The 20,909-nt window shown below is 72.1% G+C and carries 20 protein-coding genes; 15 read left to right on the top strand and 5 right to left on the bottom strand.

Annotated features, from left to right (window positions below):
• Positions 1 to 103: 103 nt before the first annotated feature.
• Positions 104 to 1,465, top strand: a complete 1,362-nt coding sequence (locus Q0994_RS20580; RefSeq protein WP_299537099.1) for an NAD(P)/FAD-dependent oxidoreductase — start codon at positions 104 to 106, stop codon at positions 1,463 to 1,465.
• Between the two features lie 140 nt (positions 1,466 to 1,605).
• Here the strand turns inward: Q0994_RS20580 and Q0994_RS20575 are convergent, their stop codons facing one another.
• A complete protein-coding gene (locus tag Q0994_RS20575; protein WP_299537096.1) occupies positions 1,606 to 3,141 on the bottom strand; it encodes an ATP-dependent DNA ligase in 1,536 nt (511 codons plus the stop codon).
• A gap of 85 nt (positions 3,142 to 3,226) precedes the next feature.
• Complete coding sequence (locus Q0994_RS20570; RefSeq protein ID WP_299537093.1) at positions 3,227 to 4,018, bottom strand: metal-dependent hydrolase; 792 nt, start codon at positions 4,016 to 4,018, stop codon at positions 3,227 to 3,229.
• A gap of 77 nt (positions 4,019 to 4,095) precedes the next feature.
• Between Q0994_RS20570 and Q0994_RS20565 the strand changes: the two genes are divergently transcribed.
• Positions 4,096 to 6,669 carry an RNA helicase gene (locus Q0994_RS20565; RefSeq protein ID WP_299537091.1) on the top strand — a complete coding sequence of 858 codons (2,574 nt, stop codon included), beginning with the start codon at positions 4,096 to 4,098 and terminating at the stop codon, positions 6,667 to 6,669.
• A 49-nt stretch (positions 6,670 to 6,718) separates the two neighbouring features.
• Positions 6,719 to 7,591 (top strand): acyl-CoA thioesterase II, encoded by an 873-nt coding sequence (locus tag Q0994_RS20560; protein ID WP_299537088.1) that lies wholly within the window; start codon positions 6,719 to 6,721, stop codon positions 7,589 to 7,591.
• A gap of 16 nt (positions 7,592 to 7,607) precedes the next feature.
• On the opposite strand, the gene Q0994_RS20555 is transcribed toward Q0994_RS20560, so the two are convergent.
• On the bottom strand, positions 7,608 to 7,877 hold the full coding sequence (locus Q0994_RS20555) for a DUF6011 domain-containing protein (protein ID WP_299537086.1): 270 nt from the start codon (positions 7,875 to 7,877) through the stop codon (positions 7,608 to 7,610).
• 152 nt (positions 7,878 to 8,029) lie between these two features.
• Between Q0994_RS20555 and Q0994_RS20550 the strand changes: the two genes are divergently transcribed.
• From Q0994_RS20550 to Q0994_RS20530, 5 genes are all read left to right on the top strand, one after another.
• On the top strand, positions 8,030 to 8,971 hold the full coding sequence (locus Q0994_RS20550; protein WP_299537084.1) for a DUF389 domain-containing protein: 942 nt from the start codon (positions 8,030 to 8,032) through the stop codon (positions 8,969 to 8,971).
• 138 nt (positions 8,972 to 9,109) lie between these two features.
• Positions 9,110 to 10,531, top strand: coding sequence for a DUF2252 domain-containing protein (locus tag Q0994_RS20545; protein ID WP_299537082.1), 1,422 nt, complete (start codon positions 9,110 to 9,112; stop codon positions 10,529 to 10,531).
• Positions 10,532 to 10,845: 314 nt separating this feature from the next.
• Positions 10,846 to 11,406, top strand: a complete 561-nt coding sequence (locus tag Q0994_RS20540; protein WP_299537080.1) for a GNAT family N-acetyltransferase — start codon at positions 10,846 to 10,848, stop codon at positions 11,404 to 11,406.
• A 19-nt stretch (positions 11,407 to 11,425) separates the two neighbouring features.
• On the top strand, positions 11,426 to 11,914 hold the full coding sequence (locus tag Q0994_RS20535; RefSeq protein WP_299537077.1) for a glutathione peroxidase: 489 nt from the start codon (positions 11,426 to 11,428) through the stop codon (positions 11,912 to 11,914).
• Between the two features lie 251 nt (positions 11,915 to 12,165).
• Complete coding sequence (locus Q0994_RS20530; protein ID WP_299537074.1) at positions 12,166 to 12,552, top strand: DUF6281 family protein; 387 nt, start codon at positions 12,166 to 12,168, stop codon at positions 12,550 to 12,552.
• Positions 12,553 to 12,708: 156 nt separating this feature from the next.
• On the opposite strand, the gene Q0994_RS20525 is transcribed toward Q0994_RS20530, so the two are convergent.
• Entirely contained in the window at positions 12,709 to 13,935 is a 1,227-nt protein-coding gene (locus Q0994_RS20525; protein ID WP_299537071.1) for an acyl-CoA dehydrogenase family protein, read from the bottom strand.
• 174 nt (positions 13,936 to 14,109) lie between these two features.
• On the opposite strand from Q0994_RS20525, the gene Q0994_RS20520 reads away from it, so the two are divergent.
• The gene (locus Q0994_RS20520; RefSeq protein WP_299537068.1) at positions 14,110 to 14,757 is read left to right on the top strand and encodes a TetR family transcriptional regulator; all 648 of its coding nucleotides are present in this window, start codon (positions 14,110 to 14,112) and stop codon (positions 14,755 to 14,757) included.
• Between the two features lie 28 nt (positions 14,758 to 14,785).
• Here Q0994_RS20520 and def read toward each other — a convergent pair whose 3' ends face one another.
• Complete coding sequence (def, locus tag Q0994_RS20515; RefSeq protein ID WP_299537065.1) at positions 14,786 to 15,331, bottom strand: peptide deformylase; 546 nt, start codon at positions 15,329 to 15,331, stop codon at positions 14,786 to 14,788.
• Positions 15,332 to 15,444: 113 nt separating this feature from the next.
• On the opposite strand from def, the gene Q0994_RS20510 reads away from it, so the two are divergent.
• From Q0994_RS20510 to Q0994_RS20485, 6 genes are all read left to right on the top strand, one after another.
• Positions 15,445 to 16,683 (top strand): MurT ligase domain-containing protein, encoded by a 1,239-nt coding sequence (locus Q0994_RS20510; protein ID WP_299537063.1) that lies wholly within the window; start codon positions 15,445 to 15,447, stop codon positions 16,681 to 16,683.
• A gap of 31 nt (positions 16,684 to 16,714) precedes the next feature.
• Positions 16,715 to 17,443 (top strand): type 1 glutamine amidotransferase, encoded by a 729-nt coding sequence (locus tag Q0994_RS20505; protein WP_299537061.1) that lies wholly within the window; start codon positions 16,715 to 16,717, stop codon positions 17,441 to 17,443.
• A 143-nt stretch (positions 17,444 to 17,586) separates the two neighbouring features.
• Complete coding sequence (locus tag Q0994_RS20500) at positions 17,587 to 18,612, top strand: 6-phosphofructokinase (protein ID WP_299537059.1); 1,026 nt, start codon at positions 17,587 to 17,589, stop codon at positions 18,610 to 18,612.
• 180 nt (positions 18,613 to 18,792) lie between these two features.
• Positions 18,793 to 19,746: a cytochrome c oxidase assembly protein gene (locus Q0994_RS20495; RefSeq protein WP_299537057.1), complete on the top strand. Its 954-nt coding sequence runs from the start codon at positions 18,793 to 18,795 to the stop codon at positions 19,744 to 19,746.
• 66 nt (positions 19,747 to 19,812) lie between these two features.
• Positions 19,813 to 19,971, top strand: coding sequence for a hypothetical protein (locus Q0994_RS20490; protein ID WP_299537055.1), 159 nt, complete (start codon positions 19,813 to 19,815; stop codon positions 19,969 to 19,971).
• 217 nt (positions 19,972 to 20,188) lie between these two features.
• Positions 20,189 to 20,902: a 1-acyl-sn-glycerol-3-phosphate acyltransferase gene (locus Q0994_RS20485; RefSeq protein WP_299537052.1), complete on the top strand. Its 714-nt coding sequence runs from the start codon at positions 20,189 to 20,191 to the stop codon at positions 20,900 to 20,902.
• The last annotated feature ends 7 nt before the right edge of the window (positions 20,903 to 20,909 follow it).

Here is a 20,909-nt window from a genome sequence, read left to right as displayed (position 1 = left end):
TCCGGGAGGCGGGTGCCGGAACTTCCGGTGAGGATGTGAGGTGACCCGCCCGGAACTCGGGGCAGGCGTGACACGACCGCGTAAGCCTGAGAAGGGACAACCCGTGGCACCACCCAGGATTCTCGTCATCGGCGCCGGCTTCGCCGGGGTCGAGTGCGTACGCCGTCTGGAACGCCGTCTCACGCCGGGCGAGGCCGAGATCACCCTCGTCACCCCGTTCTCGTACCAGCTCTATCTGCCGCTGCTGCCGCAGGTGGCGTCCGGGGTGCTCACGCCGCAGTCGGTCGCGGTGTCGTTGCGGCGCAGCCGCCGGCACCGCACCCGGATCGTGCCGGGCGGCGCCATCGGGATCGACACGCGGGCGAAGGCGGTGGTGATCCGCAAGATCACCGACGAGATCGTCACCGAGCGCTACGACCATCTGGTGATCGCGGCCGGCAGCATCACCCGGACGTTCGACATCCCGGGCCTGGTGGAGAACGCGCGCGGCATGAAGACGCTCGCCGAGGCCGCGTACATCCGCGACCACGTCATCGCCCAGCTCGACCTGGCCGACGCCAGTGAGGACGAGGCCGAGCGCGCGTCCCGGCTTCAGTTCGTGGTGGTCGGCGGGGGGTACGCGGGCACGGAGACCGCGGCCTGTCTCCAGATGCTGACGACCAACGCCGTGAAGCACTACCCGCGACTGGACCCGAAGCTGATCAAGTGGCACCTCATCGACATCGCGCCGAAGCTGATGCCCGAACTCGGCGACAAGCTCGGCACGACCGCGCTGGAGATGCTGCGCAAGCGAGGCATCGAGGTGTCGCTGGGAGTGTCCGTCGCCGAAGCCGGTCCGGAGCAGGTGAAGTTCACCGACGGAAGGGTGCTGCCGTGCCGCACGCTCATCTGGACCGCGGGCGTGGCCGCCAGCCCGCTCATCGCGACGCTGGACGCCGAGACGGTGCGCGGGCGGCTCGCCGTGACGCCGGAGCTGACGCTGCCGGGCGCGGAGAACGTGTTCTCGCTCGGTGACGTGGCGGCGGTGCCGGACCTCGCCAAGGGCGACGGGGCGATCTGCCCGCCCACCGCGCAGCACGCCATGCGCCAGGGCCGGGTGGCCGCGGACAACGTGCTGGCGGCCCTGCGCCACCAGCCGCTGCGGCCGTACGTCCACAAGGACCTCGGCCTGGTGGTGGACCTCGGTGGCGCGGACGCCGTGTCGAAGCCGCTGGGCATCGAGCTGAAGGGCGTGCCCGCCCAGGCGGTGGCGCGCGGCTACCACTGGTCGGCGCTGCGGACCGGGGTGGCGAAGACGCGGGTGATGACCAACTGGCTGCTGAACGCGGTCGCCGGCGACGACTTCGTGCGGACCGGTTTCCAGGCCCGCAAGCCCGCCACGCTGAAGGACTTCGAGTACTCGGACGCGTACCTGACGCCCGAGCAGGTGCGGGAGCACACCGCCTCGGTGACGCTCGGCCACTGAGCCGGGCGCCGCCGCCGATCCGCCCGGCCGGGCGGGACCGTTCCCCGGTCCCGCCCGGCCGTGGTGCGTACGCCGCTCCTCCGCGTCCCGTCCCGTCCTCCCCCGCTTCCCGTCCCTTCCTGTCCCGTGCCCGCAGCGCTTCAGGTCTGCCGGGAGAGGACCGTCTCCACGGTGTCGGCCTCGTCCGGCGTCTTGTCGGGGCGATGGCGGAGTACCCGCGCGAACCTCAGGGTGACCCCGGCCGGGTAGCGGGTGGAGCGCTGCAACCCGTCGTAGGCGATCTCCACGACCAGTTCGGGGCGGACGTGCACCACGTGGCCGTCGTCGTCGGTGGCGAGTGCGAGCAGGCGTGTCGTCTGCTCGGCGAGCATCGCGTCGGTGAGTCCCTTGAAGGTCTTGCCGAGCATGGCGAAGGTGCCGTCCGGGCGGCGCGCGCCGAGATGGAGGTTGGAGAGCTTCCCGGTGCGTCTGCCGTGGCCCCACTCGGCGGCGAGCACCACCAGGTCGAGGGTGTGCACCGGCTTGACCTTCCGCCAGGACGCGCCGCGACGGCCCGCCGTGTACGGGCCGTCGAGTCCCTTGACCACGACACCCTCGTGGCCGCGTTCCAGGGTGGTGGCGAGGAACGCGTCGGCGCTCTCCCGCGCCGCCGGGTCGGCCGGGTCGGGGACGAGAGTGCGGCGGACCCGCATCGCTTCGGGGACCAGCCGGGCCAGGGCCGCGTGCCGTTCGGCGAAGGGGCGGTCGAGCAGTTCCTCGCCGTCGACGAGCAGCGCGTCGAAGAAGACGGGCACCACCGGCAGGGTGGCCGCCGCGCCTGCCACGTCCAGGCGGGAGCCGATCCGGGCCGCGGTCTCCTGGAAGGGGCGGGGGCGGCCGTCGGCGTCCAGCGCGATGGCCTCGCCGTCCAGGATGAACCGCTCGCCCGGGAAGCGCGCGACGGCCTCGACGAGCTCGGGCAGCCGGGCGGTGATGTCGTCGAGGGTGCGGGTGTGGACGCGTACCCCGGTGGCGTCGCGGTGGACCTGGACGCGGATGCCGTCGAGCTTCTCCTCGACGGCGCACGGCCCCAACTCGTCCAGGGCCGCCCCGACGGACGGTGCCGAGCGGGCCAGCATCGGGTGGACGGGGGTGCCCGCCGTGAGGACGAAGGCGGCCAGTGCGTCCGGTCCGTCGGCCAGCAGGGTCCGGGCCACGGCGGGCAGCGACCCGGCGAGCATCACCGCCCGGCGGACGTCGGCGGGCGGGGCGCCGGCGGCCAGGGCGAGGGCGTCGGTGGCGAGGGCGTCGAGGGCGCCCTGCCGCAGTTCGCCGACGAGCAGGGCCCGCAGGAAGCGCTGCTCGTCGGCGGTGGCCAGGGCGAGCAGGGCCCGCATCCGCTGCTTGCGCGCGGTCTGGGAGCCGGGGCCGGAGAGTGCGCCGATCGCGGTCAGCTCGGCGTCGGTGCCGGCCACGGTGAGGCTGGGCCCGGCGGCGGGCGGGACCGGGTCGCCGACGGTGCTCCAGCCGATGCCGAGGCGTCCCTGCGGCAGTCGGCCGGCCAGGTACGGGATGGCGATCGGCACGTCGTCGGGTTCCGCGTCCCGGAACAGTCCGGCGAGCAGGGCCGTCTTGCGGGTGCGGGCGGAGGTGGCGGCGACGTCGAGGGAGACCTGTGCGAGCCGGATCAGCAGCATGCGCCCATGGTGCTACGGCCGCGGCCCCGCCGCCCGGGACGTGCCGGGCGGCGGGGCCGCGGGACCCCCGTGCGGGTGGCCGGCTTCAGATCACGTTGAGGGCCGCCGCCGCCCCCACCCCTCCGAGCAGCATGAACAGCGGCATCAGTACCTTGATCTCGACCCAGGCGCCGGCCCGGAACCGCATGAACTTGGGCGGTCCGAGCGGGTACCACCGTTTGCGGGCGATCGGCAGCGGCCACAGGATCGGGCAGCCGGAGACGGTCAGCGCGTCCCCGATGTCGTGCACCAGGGCACCCAGCACGATGGGCAGGCCCAGCCAGAGGTACTCCTGGCCGGGGGCGTCGAAGAGCCAGCCCGAGCCCTGTCCCGGCTTGTCGAGGACGCCGGCCAGAATCCAGGCGCTGGTGGCGCCGAGCAACCAGACGAGGACGTCGCTGGAGACGCGCGCGGCCCGCCAGAGCAGGCCCTCCACGGCGAGGACCAAGTGGACGAAGAGGATCGCCAGGACCGCCCAGCGTCCTCCCCAGATCGCCGCCAGCGAGGCGGCGCCGCCGGTGAGGACGGCCCACAGCCAGGTGTGGGTGAGGGTGCGGTGGCCGCCGTTGCGCCGCGGGTCGGCGGAGGACCGGGTGGCCTTGTAGACGGCGTAGGAGAGCTTGTCGACGACCTCGCAGACCCCCTTGGACACGGGTCCGAAGGCGCGCGAGATGGTCGCCGACTTGTGGTCGAGGTCGGGGGCGAGCGCGGCGCCCGCGCAGATCAGCGCCCCGACGACGAGCACCGGCCACGGCATCGTGTGGCCGGCGGCCGCGGCCGCCGCTCCGACCCCGAGCCAGGCCGCGGCCCCGGAGAGAGAGTGCGCTGGTCCCATCATGGTCGATCCGCCCCCATACACGTGTGACGGCCACCGTCGCGGTGACGTGGCCGAGTTGAGTGGGAAGCGTATCCTCCATGATCTTCGTCGCCCGGTCCGGTTCCCTCATCCGGACGGAAGCCAGGCAAGATGGGGACGTGACACTCATCGATCAGCTCCCCGCGACCGCCGACCCGGACGCCCTCTTCGAGGCCTTCTCCTCGTGGACGGAAAGTCAGGGCATCGCCCTCTACCCCGCTCAGGAGGAGGCGCTGATCGAGGTGGTCTCGGGGGCGAACGTGATCCTGTCCACCCCCACCGGCTCGGGCAAGAGCCTGGTCGCGGCGGGTGCGCACTTCGCGGCGCTGGCGCAGGACAAGGTCACCTTCTACACCGCGCCGATCAAGGCGCTGGTCTCGGAGAAGTTCTTCGACCTGTGCAAGCTCTTCGGCACGGAGAACGTCGGGATGCTCACCGGCGACGCCTCCGTCAACGCGGACGCTCCGGTGATCTGCTGCACCGCCGAGGTGCTGGCGTCCATCGCCCTGCGCGACGGGAAGTACGCCGACATCGGCCAGGTCGTGATGGACGAGTTCCACTTCTACGCCGAGTACGACCGCGGCTGGGCGTGGCAGATCCCGCTGCTGGAGCTGCCGCAGGCACAGTTCGTGCTGATGTCGGCCACGCTCGGTGACGTCTCGATGTTCGAGAAGGACCTGACCCGGCGCACCGGACGGCCGACGTCCGTGGTGCGCTCGGCGACCCGGCCGGTGCCGCTCAGCTACGAGTACCGGCTGACGCCGATCACCGAAACGCTGACGGAGCTGCTGGACACCCGGCAGTACCCCGTCTACATCGTGCACTTCACCCAGGCCGCGGCGGTCGAGCGGGCGCAGTCGCTGATGAGCATCAACATGTGCACCAAGGAGGAGAAGGAGAAGATCGCCGATCTCATCGGCAACTTCCGCTTCACCACCAAGTTCGGCCAGAACCTGTCGCGTTACGTGCGGCACGGGATCGGGGTGCACCACGCGGGCATGCTGCCCAAGTACCGCCGTCTGGTGGAGAAGCTGGCGCAGGCGGGGCTGCTGAAGGTCATCTGCGGTACGGACACGCTCGGCGTGGGCGTCAACGTGCCCATCCGCACGGTGCTGTTCACCGCGCTGACCAAGTACGACGGCACGCGGGTGCGGACGCTGCGGGCCCGCGAGTTCCACCAGATCGCGGGGCGGGCGGGGCGGGCGGGCTTCGACACCGCCGGGTTCGTGGTGGCGCAGGCGCCGGAGCACGTGATCGAGAACGAGAAGGCCGTCAAGAAGGCGGGCGACGACCCGAAGAAGAAGCGCAAGGTCGTCCGCAAGAAGGCGCCCGAGGGGTTCGTGGCCTGGTCGGAGACGACGTTCGACAAGCTGATCCAGTCCGATCCGGAGCCGCTCACCTCGCGCTTCAAGGTCACCCACACCATGCTGCTGTCGGTGATCGCCCGGCCCGGCAACGCGTTCGACGCGATGCGCCACCTGCTGGAGGACAACCACGAGCCGCGCAAGGCGCAGTTGCGGCACATCCGCAGGGCGCTCGCCATCTACCGTTCGCTGATCGACGGCGGCGTGGTGGAGCGGCTGGACGAGCCCGACGCGGAAGGCCGCATCGTGCGGCTCACCGTCGACCTCCAGCAGAACTTCGCGCTGAACCAGCCCCTCTCGACGTTCGCGCTGGCGGCGTTCGACCTGCTGGACACCGAATCCCCCTCGTACGCGCTGGACATGGTCTCCGTCGTCGAGTCGACGCTGGACGATCCCCGCCAGATCCTCGCCGCGCAGCAGAACAAGGCGCGCGGCGAGGCGATCGGGCAGATGAAGGCCGACGGGATGGAGTACGAGGAGCGCATGGAGCGGCTCCAGGAGGTGACGTACCCCAAGCCGCTGGACGAACTGCTGTGGCACGCCTACGAGGTGTACCGCAAGAGCCACCCGTGGGTGGGCGACCACCCGGTGTCGCCGAAGTCCGTGATCCGCGACATGTACGAACGGGCCATGACGTTCACGGAGTTCACGTCGCACTACGAACTGGCCCGCACCGAGGGCATCGTGCTGCGGTATCTGGCGAGCGCCTACAAGGCACTGGAGCACACCATCCCCGACGACCTGAAGTCGGAGGACCTGGAGGACCTGATCGCCTGGCTGGGCGAGATGGTGCGGCAGGTCGACTCCAGCCTGCTCGACGAGTGGGAGCAGCTCGCCAACCCGGAGGTGGAGACCGCCGAGCAGGCGCAGGAGCGGGCCGACGAGGTCAAGCCGGTCACCGCGAACGGCCGGGCGTTCCGGGTGCTGGTGCGCAACGCGATGTTCCGGCGGGTGGAGCTGGCGGCGCTGGACCGGGTGCGGGAGCTGGGCGAACTGGACGGCGAGTCCGGCTGGGACGAGGACGCCTGGGGCGAGGCGATGGACGCGTACTGGGACGCGCACGAGGAGCTGGGCACCGGCCCGGACGCGCGCGGCCCGAAGCTGCTGAAGATCGACGAGGACCCCGCGCACGGGGTGTGGCGGGTGTGGCAGGCTTTCGCCGACCCGCAGGGCGACCACGACTGGGGCATCCGCGCCGAGGTGGACCTCGCGGCCTCCGACGAAGAAGGCCGCGCCGTCGTCCGCGTCACGTCCGTGGGTCAGCTGTGAGCCCGTGCGCCGTGCCGGCGCCCGGGTGGCGAGAGTGGAGAAGAACCGCATGACGAACCCCGCCGAGAGCCTGGTCGACCTTCTCGACCTGGAGCGGATCGAGGTCAACATCTTCCGGGGCCGGTCCCCCGACGAGTCCCTGCAAAGGGTCTTCGGTGGCCAGGTCGCGGGCCAGGCGCTGGTCGCCGCGGGCCGGACCACCGACGGGGACCGCCCCGTGCACTCCCTGCACGCGTACTTCCTGCGGCCGGGCCGTCCCGGCGTGCCGATCGTGTATCAGGTGGAGCGGGTGCGCGACGGGCGCTCGTTCACCACGCGCCGGGTCACCGCGGTGCAGCAGGGACGGACGATCTTCAACCTGACGGCGTCCTTCCACCGGCCCGAGGAGGCCGGCTTCGAGCACCAGTTGCCGCCGGCCCGGATCGTGCCGGACCCGGAGGAGCTGCCGACGGTGGCCGAGGAGGTCCGCAGCCACCTCGGCGGGCTGCCGGACGCCCTGGAGCGGATGGCCCGCCGCCAGCCGTTCGACATCCGGTACGTGGACCGGCTGCGCTGGACCGCCGACGAGCTCCGGGACGCCGATCCGCGCAGCGCGGTGTGGATGCGGGCGGTCGGCCCGCTCGGCGACGACCCGCTGGTGCACACCTGCGCGCTGACGTACGCGAGCGACATGACGCTGCTGGACGCGGTGCGCATCCCGGTGGAGCCGCTGTGGGGGCCGCGCGGCTTCGACATGGCGTCCCTGGACCACGCGATGTGGTTCCACCGGCCGTTCCGGGCCGACGAGTGGTTCCTGTACGACCAGGAGTCGCCGATCGCGACGGGCGGCCGGGGACTGGCACGCGGCCGGATCTACGACCGCGAGGGCAATCTGCTGGTCTCCGTGGTGCAGGAAGGGCTCTTCCGGAGGCTGGAGGCGTAGCCGCGCACGGGGCCGGTCAGAGTCCGGGCAGCGGCTCCTGGTCCGCCTCCCGGCGGCGGGTCCTGACCTCCGGCGGCGCGGGGTGCAGTTTGGCGTCGCAGGACGGGCCGAGACCGGCCCGTCGGGAGTCCGTCCCGGTGAGCGGGCGGCCGCACAGCCGGCAGCGGACGAGGCGACGGCCCGCGGGGTCGTCGCCTCCGGCGTCCGCGCCGGAGCCGTCGGGCCCGCGGGTGCCGGAGCCGGCGGATTCGGGCAGCAGGCCGGGGAGGGGCTCGGAGGGATCCACCCGCCGATCTTCTCAAAGAGCCGGCTCCGCGGAGCCGGCGCCGGGCGCCGGATTGCCGGAACCGGGCGGATGCAGCCTTATGGAAGAAGCCCCGCGGGCCGTACGCGGCCTCGTCCGGCCGGACCGGCGGGACGGACCCGTGGAGGTGCGCGATGGACATGATCCATGTCCGCGCGGTGAGCCCGCCCGATCTCACCGACCGGATCGTCGCCCTGCTGGCCGCCGATCCGTGCGTGCTGAACCTGATCGTGCAGCCCGGTGCCGCGCGGAACCCGGACGGCGACTCGGTCGCCTGCGACGTGCTCTCCGGCGCCGCCAACAGGGTGCTGGACGGCCTGCGGGAGGCGAGTCTCGACCGGCGCGGCTCGTTGGTCGTCGAGACGGTGGACATGGCGTTCCCGGGGAGGGCGGAGGAGAACGGCCGCCGGGCGCTGGGCCCGCTGGCGTTCGCACCGGTGTGGGAGCAGGTCGAGGCCCGTATCCGGGACGAGGCGCGGTATCCGCCGAGCTTCTACCTCTACCTGGTGGTCGCGGGGCTCATCGGCTCGGTGGGCATCGTCACCAACTCCCAGATCCTGATCGTGGCGGCGATGGTGGTCGGCCCGGAGTACGGGGCCATCGTGAGCGTGGCACTGGGGCTGGACCGGGGGGACCGGCCCACGGTGCGGCGCGGGCTGCGGGCCCTGGGCACCGGATTCCTTCTGACGATCGCCGTCACCTTCCTCTTCAGCCTGCTGATCCGCGGCTTCGGTTTCGAGTCGCACGCCTTCCGGGCGGGTCTGCGACCGGTGTCCGACCTGATCAACACACCGAACTTCTTCTCGTTCGCCGTAGCGACCCTGGCCGGCGTCGTCGGCATCGTCTCGCTGACCGAGGCGAGGACCAGCGCCCTGCTGGGGGTGTTCATCTCGGTGACCACGATTCCGGCCGCCGCGGCCATCGCGGTCTCGGTCGCGTTCACCAGCTGGCAGGAGGCGTGGGGGTCACTGGTGCAGCTCCTGGTGAACATCGTGGTGCTGATCCTGGTGGGAGCGGCCTCGCTGCGCGCCCAGCGGGCGATCTGGCGGCGGATCGAGCGGCGGCGCGGGGCGTGACCACTCCGCCGGGATGTCCCTGGCCGGGGCCTCGGACATGCCGTACGCACGGGGCGCGGGGATCATCGTAGGAGGTTCCGGGGGGCGGGGCGGCCGCCCCGCCCCCCCGGAGCGTCCCACCAGTCGGAGGAGTCCGTCATGGGCCACGAGAACCGCCCGGCGCCGCGTCCCGCGCCCCGCGCCACCCCCGCCGAGCGGGCCGCCGCGGGAAGGGAGGCCCGGAAGCGGGTGCCCCGCTCCGCCCACGCCGAGTTCGAGCCCTCCGCGGACCGGCGTCCGGCGCTGAAAATCCTGGAGGCCCAGTCCGCGGCCCGGGTGCCCGAACTGGTGCCGGTCCGCTACGGCCGGATGACCGAGTCCCCCTTCCGCTTCTACCGCGGGGCCGCCGCGGTCATGGCGGCGGATCTCGCGGCCACCCCGGTCTCCGGGATCACCGCCCAGCTCTGCGGAGACGCCCACCTGTTGAACTTCCGGCTGCTCGCCTCCCCGGAGCGCAACCTGGTCTTCGACATCAACGACTTCGACGAGACGCTGCCGGGACCGTGGGAATGGGACGTGAAGCGGCTGGCGGCCAGTCTCGTCGTGGCCGCCCGCGCCAACGGCTTCTCCGGCCGGGAGCGGAGCGGGATCGTGCGGGCCGCCGTGCGTTCCTACCGGGAGTCGATGGCACGGTTCGCGGGGATGGGCAACCTCGCCGTCTGGTACGCGAGGGTCGACGAGCAGCGGCTGCGGGAGGTGGCGGCGACGCAACTGGCGGACCGGGGGCGGCGCAACCTCGACCGGGCGCTGTCCAAGGCACGCACCCGCGACAGCGCGCAGGCGTTCGCCAAGCTCGCGACCACGTCCGACGGGCATCCGCGGATCGTCCCCGACCCGCCCTTGATCGTGCCCATCGAGGAACTGCTGCCCGACGTCGAGCGGGCGGCGGCCGAGAAGTGGTTCGGCACCCTGCTCGGGCGTTACGGCCACACCCTCAGCTCCGACCGTCGGGCGCTGCTGGCGGACTACAGGCTGGTGGACGTGGCCCGGAAGGTGGTCGGGGTGGGCAGCGTCGGCACCCGGTGCTGGATCTTGCTGCTCCTCGGCCGGGACGAGAACGATCCGCTCTTCCTCCAGGCCAAGGAGGCCGACGATTCCGTCCTCGCCGGCCACCTGGACCCGAGCGTCCACAGCAACCAGGGGCAGCGGGTGGTGGCCGGCCAGCGGCTGATGCAGGCGAGCAGCGACATCTTCCTCGGCTGGCAGCGGGTCGACGGGCTGGACGGGCGCCGACGGGACTTCTACGTACGCCAGTTGCGCGACTGGAAGGGAATCGTCGAACCGGAGCTGATGGTGCCGCGCGGGATGACGGTGTTCGGCGAGGTGTGCGGCACCACGCTGGCCCGCGCGCACGCCCGCTCCGGCGACCGGATCGCCATCGCCGCCTACCTCGGCAGCGGTGACCGTTTCGACCGGGCGCTGGCCGTCTTCGCCGAGGCGTACGCCGACCGGAACGAACGCGACCACCGGACGCTGGTGGACGCGGTCGCCTCGGGGCGGCTCCCCTCCGCGCCGGGCTGAGGCCCCGGGGCGGGGCACCGGAGCGGGGCACCGGGACGGGGTGGGCGCAGGGCGGGGTACCGGGGCGCAGGGTGGGGTACCGGGGCGCAGGGCGGACGCGTCGTGGCCGCGCCGTGGATCTCGCGCCCGGCGCCGGCGCACGCGCCGGCCCGGCCGCCTGCGGTCCGGGGGCGCGGCGGGGCGCGGTCGACCGGGTGGTCCGGAGGGGTCCGTGCGACCGCCGTCGCCGCCCGCATACCGTTACCGCTGTCCCGCCGACGCGCGGGACGGTGAAGCGCTCCAAGACCGCATGGTCGTGAAAGGACCCCAGCCCCATGACCGAGATCGTCTCCGTGTCCGGCCCCGAACTGGTCACGTACGCCGATGAACTTGCCGCCCTGCTCGTCGACACCGTGCACGGCGGGGCTTCCGTGGGGTTCCTCGCCCCGCTGGACCGGACCGGGGCGGCGGACTGGTGGCGGGCGCGGGCACGGGCCGTCGAGGAGGGCGGGCTTCAGGTGTGGATCGCGCGGGACGGCGAGCGGATCGCCGGAACCATCGGCCTGGTCCGCGCGCCGTTGCCCAACGCCCGGCACCGCGCGGAGGTCGCCAAGCTGATGGTGCGCCCCAGCGCGCGGGGGCGGGGGCTGGGCCGGGCGCTGCTCGCGGCGGTGGAGGAGTCGGCGGCCCGCTCCGGGCTCTCGCTGCTGATCCTGGACACCGAGACCGGCAGCCCGGCGGAGCGGCTGTACCGGGCGGCGGGGTGGACGGAGTGCGGCTCGGTGCCGGAGTACGCCGGTGACCCGCACGGGGTACTGAGGGCAACCACGTTCTACTACAAGGCCCTCGGCGCGTCGGTTGCGGTCGGCGGCACAATGGGTGGCGACGCCACCTGATTCTGATCGAGGAGTCCCGATGACCCTGCACGACATCCCGCTGCGCACCCTGACCGGCGAGCCGACCACCCTCGGCGCGTGGAAGGGCAAGGCCGTGCTGCTGGTGAACGTGGCCTCCCGGTGCGGTCTCACCCCGCAGTACGAGGGCCTGGAGCGGCTGCAGCAGACGTACGGCGACCGCGGGTTCACCGTGCTCGGCGTGCCGTGCAACCAGTTCGCCGGGCAGGAGCCGGGGAGCGCGGAGGAGATCCAGACGTTCTGCTCGACGACGTACGGCGTCAGCTTCCCGCTGCTGGAGAAGGTCGACGTGAACGGCGACGGCCGGCACCCGCTGTACGTGGAGCTGACGAAGCTCGAGGACGCCGACGGCGGGGCGGGCGACGTGCAGTGGAACTTCGAGAAGTTCCTCGTCTCCCCCGCCGGGGAGCCGGTCGCCCGGATCCGCCCGCGCACCGAGCCGGAGGCGCCGGAGGTCGTGGCGGCGATCGAGGCGCAGCTCCCGGCCTGATCCGGTCGGCCGACGGGCCGGGGCCGTGCGGTGAACCCCCGCACGGCCCCGGCCCGTTCGTGTTCTGCGGCCGGGCCGTAAGCCCGGCCGGGCAGCCCGTGGAACCTGATCCGCATGCCCCACGTCGAAGGTCGGAATTCACCACAGCCCCATCACGGACACGTGGTCATCTCCGTGCCGGGCGAGGGCGAAGCCACGCGGCGGAGAAGGGGCGTTTCTCCTCTCCGCCGCACCTACCGAGGGGGAAACACATGAGCTGGATCAGGCGATCCGCCGGCTTGCTGGCTGCGGCGGCCCTGGCGATGCCGGTGGCCGCGTGCTCGACCGTCGACCGTGCGGTCGACTGCGCGGCCCCGGTCTTCACCTACCAGGACAGAACGTACGTGGGCGTCCCGGACGCGGTCTTCACCCCGGGGAAGAAGCTCGGCACCGCCGCCACCACGTCGTCCTGCGACGAGGACGGCAGCGGCCGAGGCGAGTCCGCCGACCGGACGGAGACCGCGTACGCGGTGAACGGCATCCCGCCCGAGGTCGCCATCGCCCTGTACGGGGAAACGCCGGACACGGCGCTGCTCCACGCCGTCGACTCCGGCTCAGGACTCCCGCCCGAGGTGCGGAACGTGATCGACCCCTCCTGACCCGGGGCGCGGGGACCGGTCCGCACACGCTGACGCGGTACGGCGTGACGGAGCCCCGGGGAGATGGGTGACCATCGACCCGGGGCTCCGTCTGCGGCGCGGCGGGACCACCACGTCGGCCGAGCCGCCCGCAGCTCCCCCGGACGGCCCACCCGGCTAGCGGATGGGCATGCCGGAGAGGGTGCGGGCGATGACCAGGCGCTGGATCTCGCTGGTCCCCTCGAAGATGGTGTAGATCGCCGCGTCGCGGTGCATCCGCTCCACCGGGTACTCGCGGGTGAACCCGTTGCCGCCGAGGATCTGGACGGCCTGGGCGGTGACCTTCTTCGCGGTCTCGCTGGCGAACAGCTTGGACATGGAGCCCTCGGCGGAAGTGAACGGCTTGCCGGTGGTCGCCATCCAGGACGCGCGCCAGACCAGCAGCCGGGCCGCGTCGACCTGCGTCCGCATGTCGGCGAGCTGGAAGGCGATGCCCTGGTTGTCGATGATCGGGCGGCCGAACTGGGTGCGGGTCTTCGCGTAGTCGAGGGCGTACTCGTAGGCGGCGCGGGCGGTGCCCACGGCCATGGCGCCGACGGCGGGGCGGGACGCCTCGAAGGTGGCCATGGCGGCGTTCTTGACGCGCTCGCCGCCGGTCCTGGCGCGCTCCCGGGCGCGGGCGAGGCGCTCGTCGAGCTTCTCCTTGCCGCCGAGCAGGCAGTGGCCGGGGACGCGGACGTCCTCCAGCACCACCTCGGCGGTGTGCGAGGCGCGGATGCCGTGCTTCTTGAACTTCTGGCCCTGCGAGAGGCCGGGAGTGGCCGGCGGGACGATGAAGGAGGCGTGGCCCTTGGAGCCGAGCTCCGGGTCCACGACGGCGACGACGACGTGGACGTTGGCGATGCCGCCGTTGGTGGCCCAGGTCTTGGTGCCGTTGAGGACCCATTCGTCCTTGGCGGCGTCGTAGACCGCGCGGGTCCGCATCGCCGCGACGTCGGAGCCGGCGTCGGGCTCCGAGGAGCAGAACGCGGCGACCTTCACGTCGTCCACGTCGCCGTACATCTGCGGGATCCAGGTGCCGATCTGCTCTTCGGTGCCGTTGGCGAGGACGCCGACGGCGGCCAGACCGGTGCCGACGATCGACAGGGCGATGCCCGCGTCGCCCCAGAACAGCTCCTCCATCGCCATCGGGATGCCGAGGCCGGTGGGGTCGAAGAACTGCTGGGCGTAGAAGTCGAGGGAGTAGATCCCGAGCTTGGCGGCTTCCTGGATGACCGGCCAGGGAGTCTCCTCGCGCTCGTCCCACTCCGCTGCGGCCGGCCGGATGACATCGGCGGCGAAGCCGTGCAGCCACTCGCGGACCTGCTTCTGGTCGTCGTTGAGATCGAGCGTGAACTCGGCCATGTTCCCCTCCATGCACTGCGGCGAAACGCGTTACTTGCGGTAACTGAAGTCTGTTACCGATCAGTAGCCTCTGTCAACCTTCTCCGGGCGGTTCCGCGCCCTGTCGGACCTGGGTGTTACGTTTCCCGGGTGCGTGCGGATCAGTGCACGGCACAGGGCGGGGAGAGGGACGACATGGAGAGCGCACGACAGGCCGACCGGCAGCGGACGGCGTCCGAACAGCGCCGCCGGGAACTGCTGGAGGCCGCGGACCGTGTGGTGCTCAGGGACGGCCCGCGGGCCTCGATGAACGCGATCGCCGCCGAGGCCGGCATCACCAAGCCGATCCTCTACCGCCACTTCGGCGACAAGGGCGGCCTCTACCGCGCCCTCGCCCAGCGCCACACCGACGCCCTGCTGAGCGCCCTGCGCGCCGCGCTGGACGCCCCCGCCGAACGCCGGGCCCGCGTCGAGGCGACCCTCGACACCTATCTCGCGGCCATCGAGGCGCGTCCGCAGGTCTACCGCTTCCTGATGCACCCCTCGGACGGCGCGCCCGCCCCGGAGGCCGGCTTCGACGTCGGCCGGCACTCCGCCCCGCTGCTGCGACGGCTCGGCGAGGAACTGGGCACGGTGATCGCGGAACGGGTGGACCTCGGTCCGGACGGCGAGCAGACGGCGCGGATCTGGGGCCACGGCATCGTCGGGATGATGCACGCGGCCGGCGACTGGTGGCTCGGCGACCGCCCCTGCTCGCGCCGGCGGCTGGTCAGCACGCTCGCCGACCTGCTCTGGGGACGGCTGGGCGAGGTCGGCGACCGGCCGGGCGCACCCGGCTTCTGACCGGTCCGCGCCACGGAGCGCGGGTGGCTCAGACCCCGCTCCCCCACGGTGTCCTGCGGGCCGCGCGCAGTGCCCTCGCCCGGCGCAGGCCGGTCAGCCGGTCGGTGTAGACGGCGCCGTCGAGGTGGTCGCACTCGTGCTGGAGACAGCGCGCGAACCAGCCGGTGCCGGTGATCTCCACCGGATCGCCCGTCAGGTTCCGCCCGCGCACGACCGCGCGGTCGAAACGCGGCGTGCCGGCCTCGATGCCCGGAAGTGACAGACAGCCTTCCGGTCCGCGTACGGTGATCCCGTCCGCCTCGACCAGTTCGGGGTTGACGACGTGCCCGAGGTGGCGCACGTCGTCGTCGTCCGGGCAGTCGTACACGAACACCCGCAGCCCCACGCCGATCTGGTTGGCGGCGAGGCCCACTCCCTCGGCGGCGTACATGGTGGCGAACATGTCCTCCACCAACCGGGCCAGTTCCGGCCCGAAGTCGGTGACGTCCTCGCAGGGGCGGTGCAGCACGGGGTCCCCGAGGGTGGAGACGGTGCGGACGAGCCCGGAACTGCCGGGGATCGGACGGTTGCGCATGCCCGTAAGGGTACGTTCCGCCCGACCCGCGCGGTTCCCCGGTGCCGCGGTGCGGTCGGCGCCCCGGACATCGATAGGCTGGGCGCGGACCGATGCAAGGAGGATCTAGGACGATGGCAGGCAACACGGAGCCGTTGTCGCCGCGGGCCAAGCTCGCCGTGACGGCGGGCAAGGCCGCGGCGGCGGTGTCGCGCGCCGCGGGGCGCGGCAGCGGATCGGTGATCGGCGGCCGGGTGGCGCTCAAGCTCGACCCCGACCTGCTGGGGCGACTGGCGCAGCACCTGGACGTGATCCTCGTGTCGGCGACGAACGGCAAGACGACCACCACCCGGCTGATCGCCGAGGCGCTGCGCGCCGCCGGCCCGGTCGTGTCGAACGCGCTCGGCGCCAACATGCCGGCCGGGATCACCTCGGCGCTGGCGGGCGGCTCGGACGCGAAGTACGGCGTGATCGAGGTCGACGAGAAGTACCTCGCCGGCGTCGCCCGCGACACCACCCCCAAGGCGATCGCGCTGCTCAACCTCTCGCGCGACCAGCTCGACCGCGCCGCCGAGACCCGGATGCTGGCGGAGCACTGGCGCGAGGGCCTGGCCGGCTCGAAGGCCGTGATCATCGCCAACGCCGACGACCCGCTGATCGTGTGGGCGGCCTCGTCGTCCACCAACGTGGTGTGGGTGGCGGCCGGCCAGGCCTGGCGCGACGACGCCTGGTCCTGCCCCTCCTGCGGCGGTGTGATGCAGCGCCCCGGCGACGACTGGTTCTGCGGGCAGTGCGGCTTCCGCCGCCCCGCCCCGAGCTGGGCGCTCAACGGCGACTACGTCCTCGACCCGCACGGGTCCGCGTGGCCGATCCACCTCCAGCTCCCGGGACGCGCCAACAAGGCCAACGCCACGACGTCGGCGGCGGTCGCCGCCGTCTTCGGTGTGCCGCCGCAGGTCGCCCTGGAGCGCATGTACCAGGTACAGGCCGTGGCGGGCCGCTACGACGTGGTCTCCTTCCAGAACCGCGAACTGCGGCTGCTGCTGGCGAAGAACCCCGCGGGCTGGCTGGAGACGTTCTCGCTGATCGACCCGCCGCCGACTCCGGTGATCCTCTCCGTCAACGCGCGCGGCGCCGACGGCACGGACACCTCGTGGCTCTGGGACGTCGACTACACCCAGCTGGCCGGCCACCCGATCTTCGTGCTCGGCGACCGCAAGCTCGACCTCGCCGTCCGCCTCGAAGTGGCCGGCCTGCAGTTCCGGGTCTGCGAGTCCCTCGACGAGGCCGTCTCCCTGGCCCCGCCCGGCCGCATCGAGGTCATCGCCAACTACACCGCCTTCCAGGATCTGCGCCGTCGTGTCGGCAACTGATCCCGGTCCGGGCCACCGGAGAGGACGAAGCATGAGCAACAACGGTCTGCGTCTGGTCTGGGTCTACCCCGACCTGCTGAGCACTTACGGCGACCAGGGCAACGCGCTGGTCGTCGAGCGCCGGGCGCGTCAGCGCGGCCTCGACGTGCAGCGCGTCGACGTCCGCAGCGACCAGCCGATCCCGACCTCGGGCGACATCTACCTGGTCGGCGGCGGCGAGGACCGCCCGCAGCGGCTGGCCGCGGAGCGGCTGCGCCGCGACGGCGGTCTCGGCCGCGCCGTGTCGAACGGCGCGATCGTCTTCTCGGTCTGCGCCGGCTACCAGATCCTCGGCCACGAGTTCATCAACGACCTCGGCGAGCGCGAGCCCGGTCTCGGCCTGCTGGACGTGGTCTCCACCCGCGGCGAGGGCGCGCGGTGCGTCGGCGACGTACTCGGCGACATCGACCCCCAGTTGGGGCTGCCGCCGCTGACCGGGTTCGAGAACCACCAGGGCGTCACCCACCTCGGTCCGACCGCCCGCCCGTTCGCGCGGGTCCGGGTGGGCCGGGGCAACGGCACCGGGGACGGCACCGAGGGCGCGTACAACGACACCGTGTTCGGCACCTACATGCACGGGCCGGTGATGGCGCGGAACCCGCAGATCGCCGATCTGCTGCTGAAGCTGGCGCTCGACGTGAACGCGCTGCCGCCGGCCGACGACCGCTGGTACGAGGCGCTGCGCGGCGAGCGGATCGCCGCCGCGACGCAGCCCGCCTGATGAGGGCTTTTCAGCTCGTCTGAGCGGAGTCCAGCAGGCGGACGCCGGGTTCGGTCCCGCCACCCTGCGCCGGTAGGGTGGCGGGTAATCCACCGGACGACGTGGTCCGGTCGTCGGCCCACGTTGCAAAGGTTTCTCGGGCAATGCGCATTGGTGTCCTCACCTCCGGCGGCGACTGCCCCGGTCTCAACGCCGTCATCCGTTCCGTCGTGCACCGCGCGGTGGTCGACCACGGCGACGAGGTCATCGGGTTCCACGACGGGTGGAAGGGGCTCCTCGAAGCGGACTACCGCAAGCTGGACCTCGACGCCGTCGGCGGCATCCTCGCGCGCGGCGGCACCATCCTCGGCTCCTCCCGCGTCCAGCCGGCGCACCTGCGGGACGGCGTGGAGCGGGCCAAGGGCCATGTCGCCGACCTCGGCATCGACGCGATCATCCCGATCGGCGGCGAGGGCACCCTGAAGGCCGCCAACCTCCTCTCCGAGGCGGGGCTGCCGATCGTCGGCGTGCCGAAGACGATCGACAACGACATCGCGGCGACGGACGTCACCTTCGGCTTCGACACCGCCGTCGGCGTCGCCACCGAGGCGCTGGACCGGCTGAAGACCACCGCCGAGTCGCACCAGCGGGTGCTGATCGTCGAGGTGATGGGCCGTCACACCGGCTGGATCGCCCTGCACTCGGGCATGGCCGCCGGCGCGCACGCCATCGTGGTCCCCGAGCGCCCCTTCGACATAGACGAGCTGACCAAGGTCGTCGGCGCACGCTTCTCGGCCGGCAAGAAGTTCGCGATCGTCGTGGTCGCGGAGGGCGCCAAGCCGCGACCGGGCGGCATGGAGTTCGAGCAGGGCACCAAGGACATCTACGGCCACGAGCGGTTCGCCGGGGTCGCCACCCAGCTCTCCTCCGAACTGGAGCACCGCCTGGGCAAGGAGGCGCGGCCGGTGATCCTCGGCCACGTCCAGCGCGGCGGCACACCGACCGCGTACGACCGCGTGCTCGCCACCCGGTTCGGCTGGCACGCGGTGGAGGCGGCGCACCGCGGGGAGTTCGGCATGATGACGGCGCTGCGCGGCACCGAGATCGCCCTGGTCCCGCTGGCGACCGCGGTGGAGACGCTGAAGACGGTGCCCGCCGAGCGCTACGCGGAGGCGGAGTGCGTGCTCTGATCCGCTCTCTGATCCGCTCGTAGGGACGGACCCGGTCCCGCCCGCGGTGGGTGTTCCCGCGGCCACGGACCGACACGCGCCCCGCCCGACCGCCCCCGGCCGCGAGTGCGGTCGGGGGCGGTTCTAGTCTGGACCGGACAAGCGGCACGAATCGGGGACGTCCCCGTCGGGAGTGAACAGATGGATCACAGCGGGCACGGCATGAACATGGATCTGCCGCCGTTCACGCTGGGTCGTGGGCTCGAGTTCTCCGCGGACCCGTATTTCCTCGTCGGCTGCCTCGCGGCGCTCGCGCTGTACGGCTGGGGCGTGGTGCGGCTGCGCAGGCGGGGCGACGGCTGGCCGGTCAACCGGATCGCCTTCTTCGTCGTCGGGGTGCTTTCCATCGCCCTGGTCATGTGCACCAAACTCAACGACTACGGCATGGTCATGTTCAGCGTGCACATGGTGCAGCACATGGTCATCAGCATGCTGTCGCCGATCCTGCTGCTGCTCGGCGCGCCGGTGACGCTGGCCCTGCGGGCGCTGCCGGTGGCGTCCACGCGGGGCGGCACGGGACCGCGCGAACTGCTGCTGATGCTGCTGCACAGCCGCTACATGAAGCTGATCACGCACCCGGTGTTCACCATCCCGCTGTTCATCGCGAGCCTGTACGCGCTGTACTTCACGCCGCTCTTCGACTTCCTGATGGGCTCGACGCCCGGCCATCTCGCGATGATGGTGCACTTCCTCGCCGTGGGCCTGGTCTTCTTCTGGCCGATCATGGGCGTGGACCCGGGGCCGCACCGGCCCGGCTACCTCATGCGGATGCTGGAACTGTTCGCCGGGATGCCGTTCCACGCGTTCTTCGGGATCGCGCTGATGATGGCGAGCCAGCCGATGGTGGAGACCTACAAGGACCCGCCGGCCTCGCTCGGCATCGACGCCCTCAGCGACCAGACGTGGGCGGGCGGCATCGCGTGGGCGTTCAGCGAGGTGCCGTCGGTCCTGGTGCTGATCGCCCTGGTCTTCCAGTGGTACCGCTCCGACCAGCGGATCGCGAAGCGGTCCGACCGGGCCGCGGACCGGGACGGTGACAAGGAGCTGGCGGCGTACAACGCCTATCTCGCCTCATTGCAGGCGCGCGGACAGTAGCGCGGGACGCCCCCGGCGCGCGACCATGGCGGTAACGGCCGCGCGGCCGGCGAGGAGCGTGCGCGCATGTCCGGATCGAAGAAGACCATGGGAGTGCTCACCGTCGGCGCCCTGGTGGCGGTGACGGGATACACGGTGGCGCTCGGCAGCAACGGCTGGCTGTGGTTCGGCTGGGTGGTGCTGGGCCTGCTCACCCTGGGGATGCTCGCGACTCAGGACACCTGAGCGCCGGCGGCGCCGCACGCCCCCGGGACCCGTCGCCCCGGGGCGGCGCCCCGCGTGCCGGTCACGGTTCTGCTCCATCAGCGGCTTTTCGTACAGGTGACCGGTCAGTACGGTTACGCGGCGCCATGCCGCCGCCTAGACTGACGGACCCCGCACCATCGTGACCTGGTACGACGCAGTCCCTGACGCCGATCCGGCAGAGCGAGGTTCACCCTCCGTGTTCTATTACATCCTGAAATACGCCGTGCTCGGGCCACTGCTGCGCCTGCTGTTCCGGCCCCGGATCGAGGGTCTGCACCATGTTCCGGACGACGGGGCCGCGATCATCGCCGGGAACCACCTGTCGTTCTCCGACCACTTCCTGATGCCCGCCATCCTCAAACGGCGGATCACCTTCCTCGCCAAGGCGGAGTACTTCACCGGACCCGGCGTGAAGGGCCGTCTCACCGCGGCGTTCTTCCGCAGCGCGGGGCAGATCCCGGTGGACCGCTCCGGCAAGGAGGCCGGGCAGGCGGCGATCCGTGAAGGGCTCGGCGTGCTGAACAAGGGCGAGCTGCTGGGCATCTACCCGGAGGGCACCCGCTCCCACGACGGCCGGCTCTACAAGGGCAAGGTCGGGGTGGCCGTGATGGCGATCCGGGCGGGTGTGCCGGTGATTCCGTGCGCGATGGTCGGCACCTTCGAGATCCAGCCTCCCGGCCAGAAGGTCCCCACGATCAAACAGGTCACCATCCGCTTCGGTGAACCGCTGGACTTCTCCCGCTACGCGGGCCTGGAGGACCAGAAGGCGGCGATCCGGGCCGTCACGGACGAGATCATGTACGCCATCCTCGGGCTCTCCGGTCAGGAGTACGTCGACGAGTACGCGGTGAAGGTGAAGGCGGCGAAGGCGGCCCAGCAGCCCCGGAAGTTCCCCGGACTGCGGCGCTGACAGCGTA

Origin of the sequence: uncultured Streptomyces sp., from assembly GCF_947488945.1 — a bacterium.
Classification (GTDB): domain Bacteria; phylum Actinomycetota; class Actinomycetes; order Streptomycetales; family Streptomycetaceae; genus Streptomyces.
This window is presented reverse-complemented; position numbering and strand designations above follow the sequence as displayed.

Coding starts and splice junctions, on each gene's coding strand:
- Q0994_RS20575 (WP_299537096.1), bottom strand. CDS start 3,141: ATGCTGCTGATCCGGCTCGCACAGGTCTCCCTCGACGTCGCCGCCACC.
- def (WP_299537065.1), bottom strand. CDS start 15,331: ATGCGCAACCGTCCGATCCCCGGCAGTTCCGGGCTCGTCCGCACCGTC.
- Q0994_RS20565 (WP_299537091.1), top strand. CDS start 4,096: ATGATCTTCGTCGCCCGGTCCGGTTCCCTCATCCGGACGGAAGCCAGG.
- Q0994_RS20570 (WP_299537093.1), bottom strand. CDS start 4,018: ATGATGGGACCAGCGCACTCTCTCTCCGGGGCCGCGGCCTGGCTCGGG.
- Q0994_RS20495 (WP_299537057.1), top strand. CDS start 18,793: ATGGATCACAGCGGGCACGGCATGAACATGGATCTGCCGCCGTTCACG.
- Q0994_RS20505 (WP_299537061.1), top strand. CDS start 16,715: ATGAGCAACAACGGTCTGCGTCTGGTCTGGGTCTACCCCGACCTGCTG.
- Q0994_RS20490 (WP_299537055.1), top strand. CDS start 19,813: ATGTCCGGATCGAAGAAGACCATGGGAGTGCTCACCGTCGGCGCCCTG.
- Q0994_RS20535 (WP_299537077.1), top strand. CDS start 11,426: ATGACCCTGCACGACATCCCGCTGCGCACCCTGACCGGCGAGCCGACC.
- Q0994_RS20510 (WP_299537063.1), top strand. CDS start 15,445: ATGGCAGGCAACACGGAGCCGTTGTCGCCGCGGGCCAAGCTCGCCGTG.
- Q0994_RS20530 (WP_299537074.1), top strand. CDS start 12,166: ATGAGCTGGATCAGGCGATCCGCCGGCTTGCTGGCTGCGGCGGCCCTG.
- Q0994_RS20550 (WP_299537084.1), top strand. CDS start 8,030: ATGGACATGATCCATGTCCGCGCGGTGAGCCCGCCCGATCTCACCGAC.
- Q0994_RS20520 (WP_299537068.1), top strand. CDS start 14,110: ATGGAGAGCGCACGACAGGCCGACCGGCAGCGGACGGCGTCCGAACAG.
- Q0994_RS20525 (WP_299537071.1), bottom strand. CDS start 13,935: ATGGCCGAGTTCACGCTCGATCTCAACGACGACCAGAAGCAGGTCCGC.
- Q0994_RS20545 (WP_299537082.1), top strand. CDS start 9,110: ATGGGCCACGAGAACCGCCCGGCGCCGCGTCCCGCGCCCCGCGCCACC.
- Q0994_RS20560 (WP_299537088.1), top strand. CDS start 6,719: ATGACGAACCCCGCCGAGAGCCTGGTCGACCTTCTCGACCTGGAGCGG.
- Q0994_RS20540 (WP_299537080.1), top strand. CDS start 10,846: ATGACCGAGATCGTCTCCGTGTCCGGCCCCGAACTGGTCACGTACGCC.
- Q0994_RS20500 (WP_299537059.1), top strand. CDS start 17,587: ATGCGCATTGGTGTCCTCACCTCCGGCGGCGACTGCCCCGGTCTCAAC.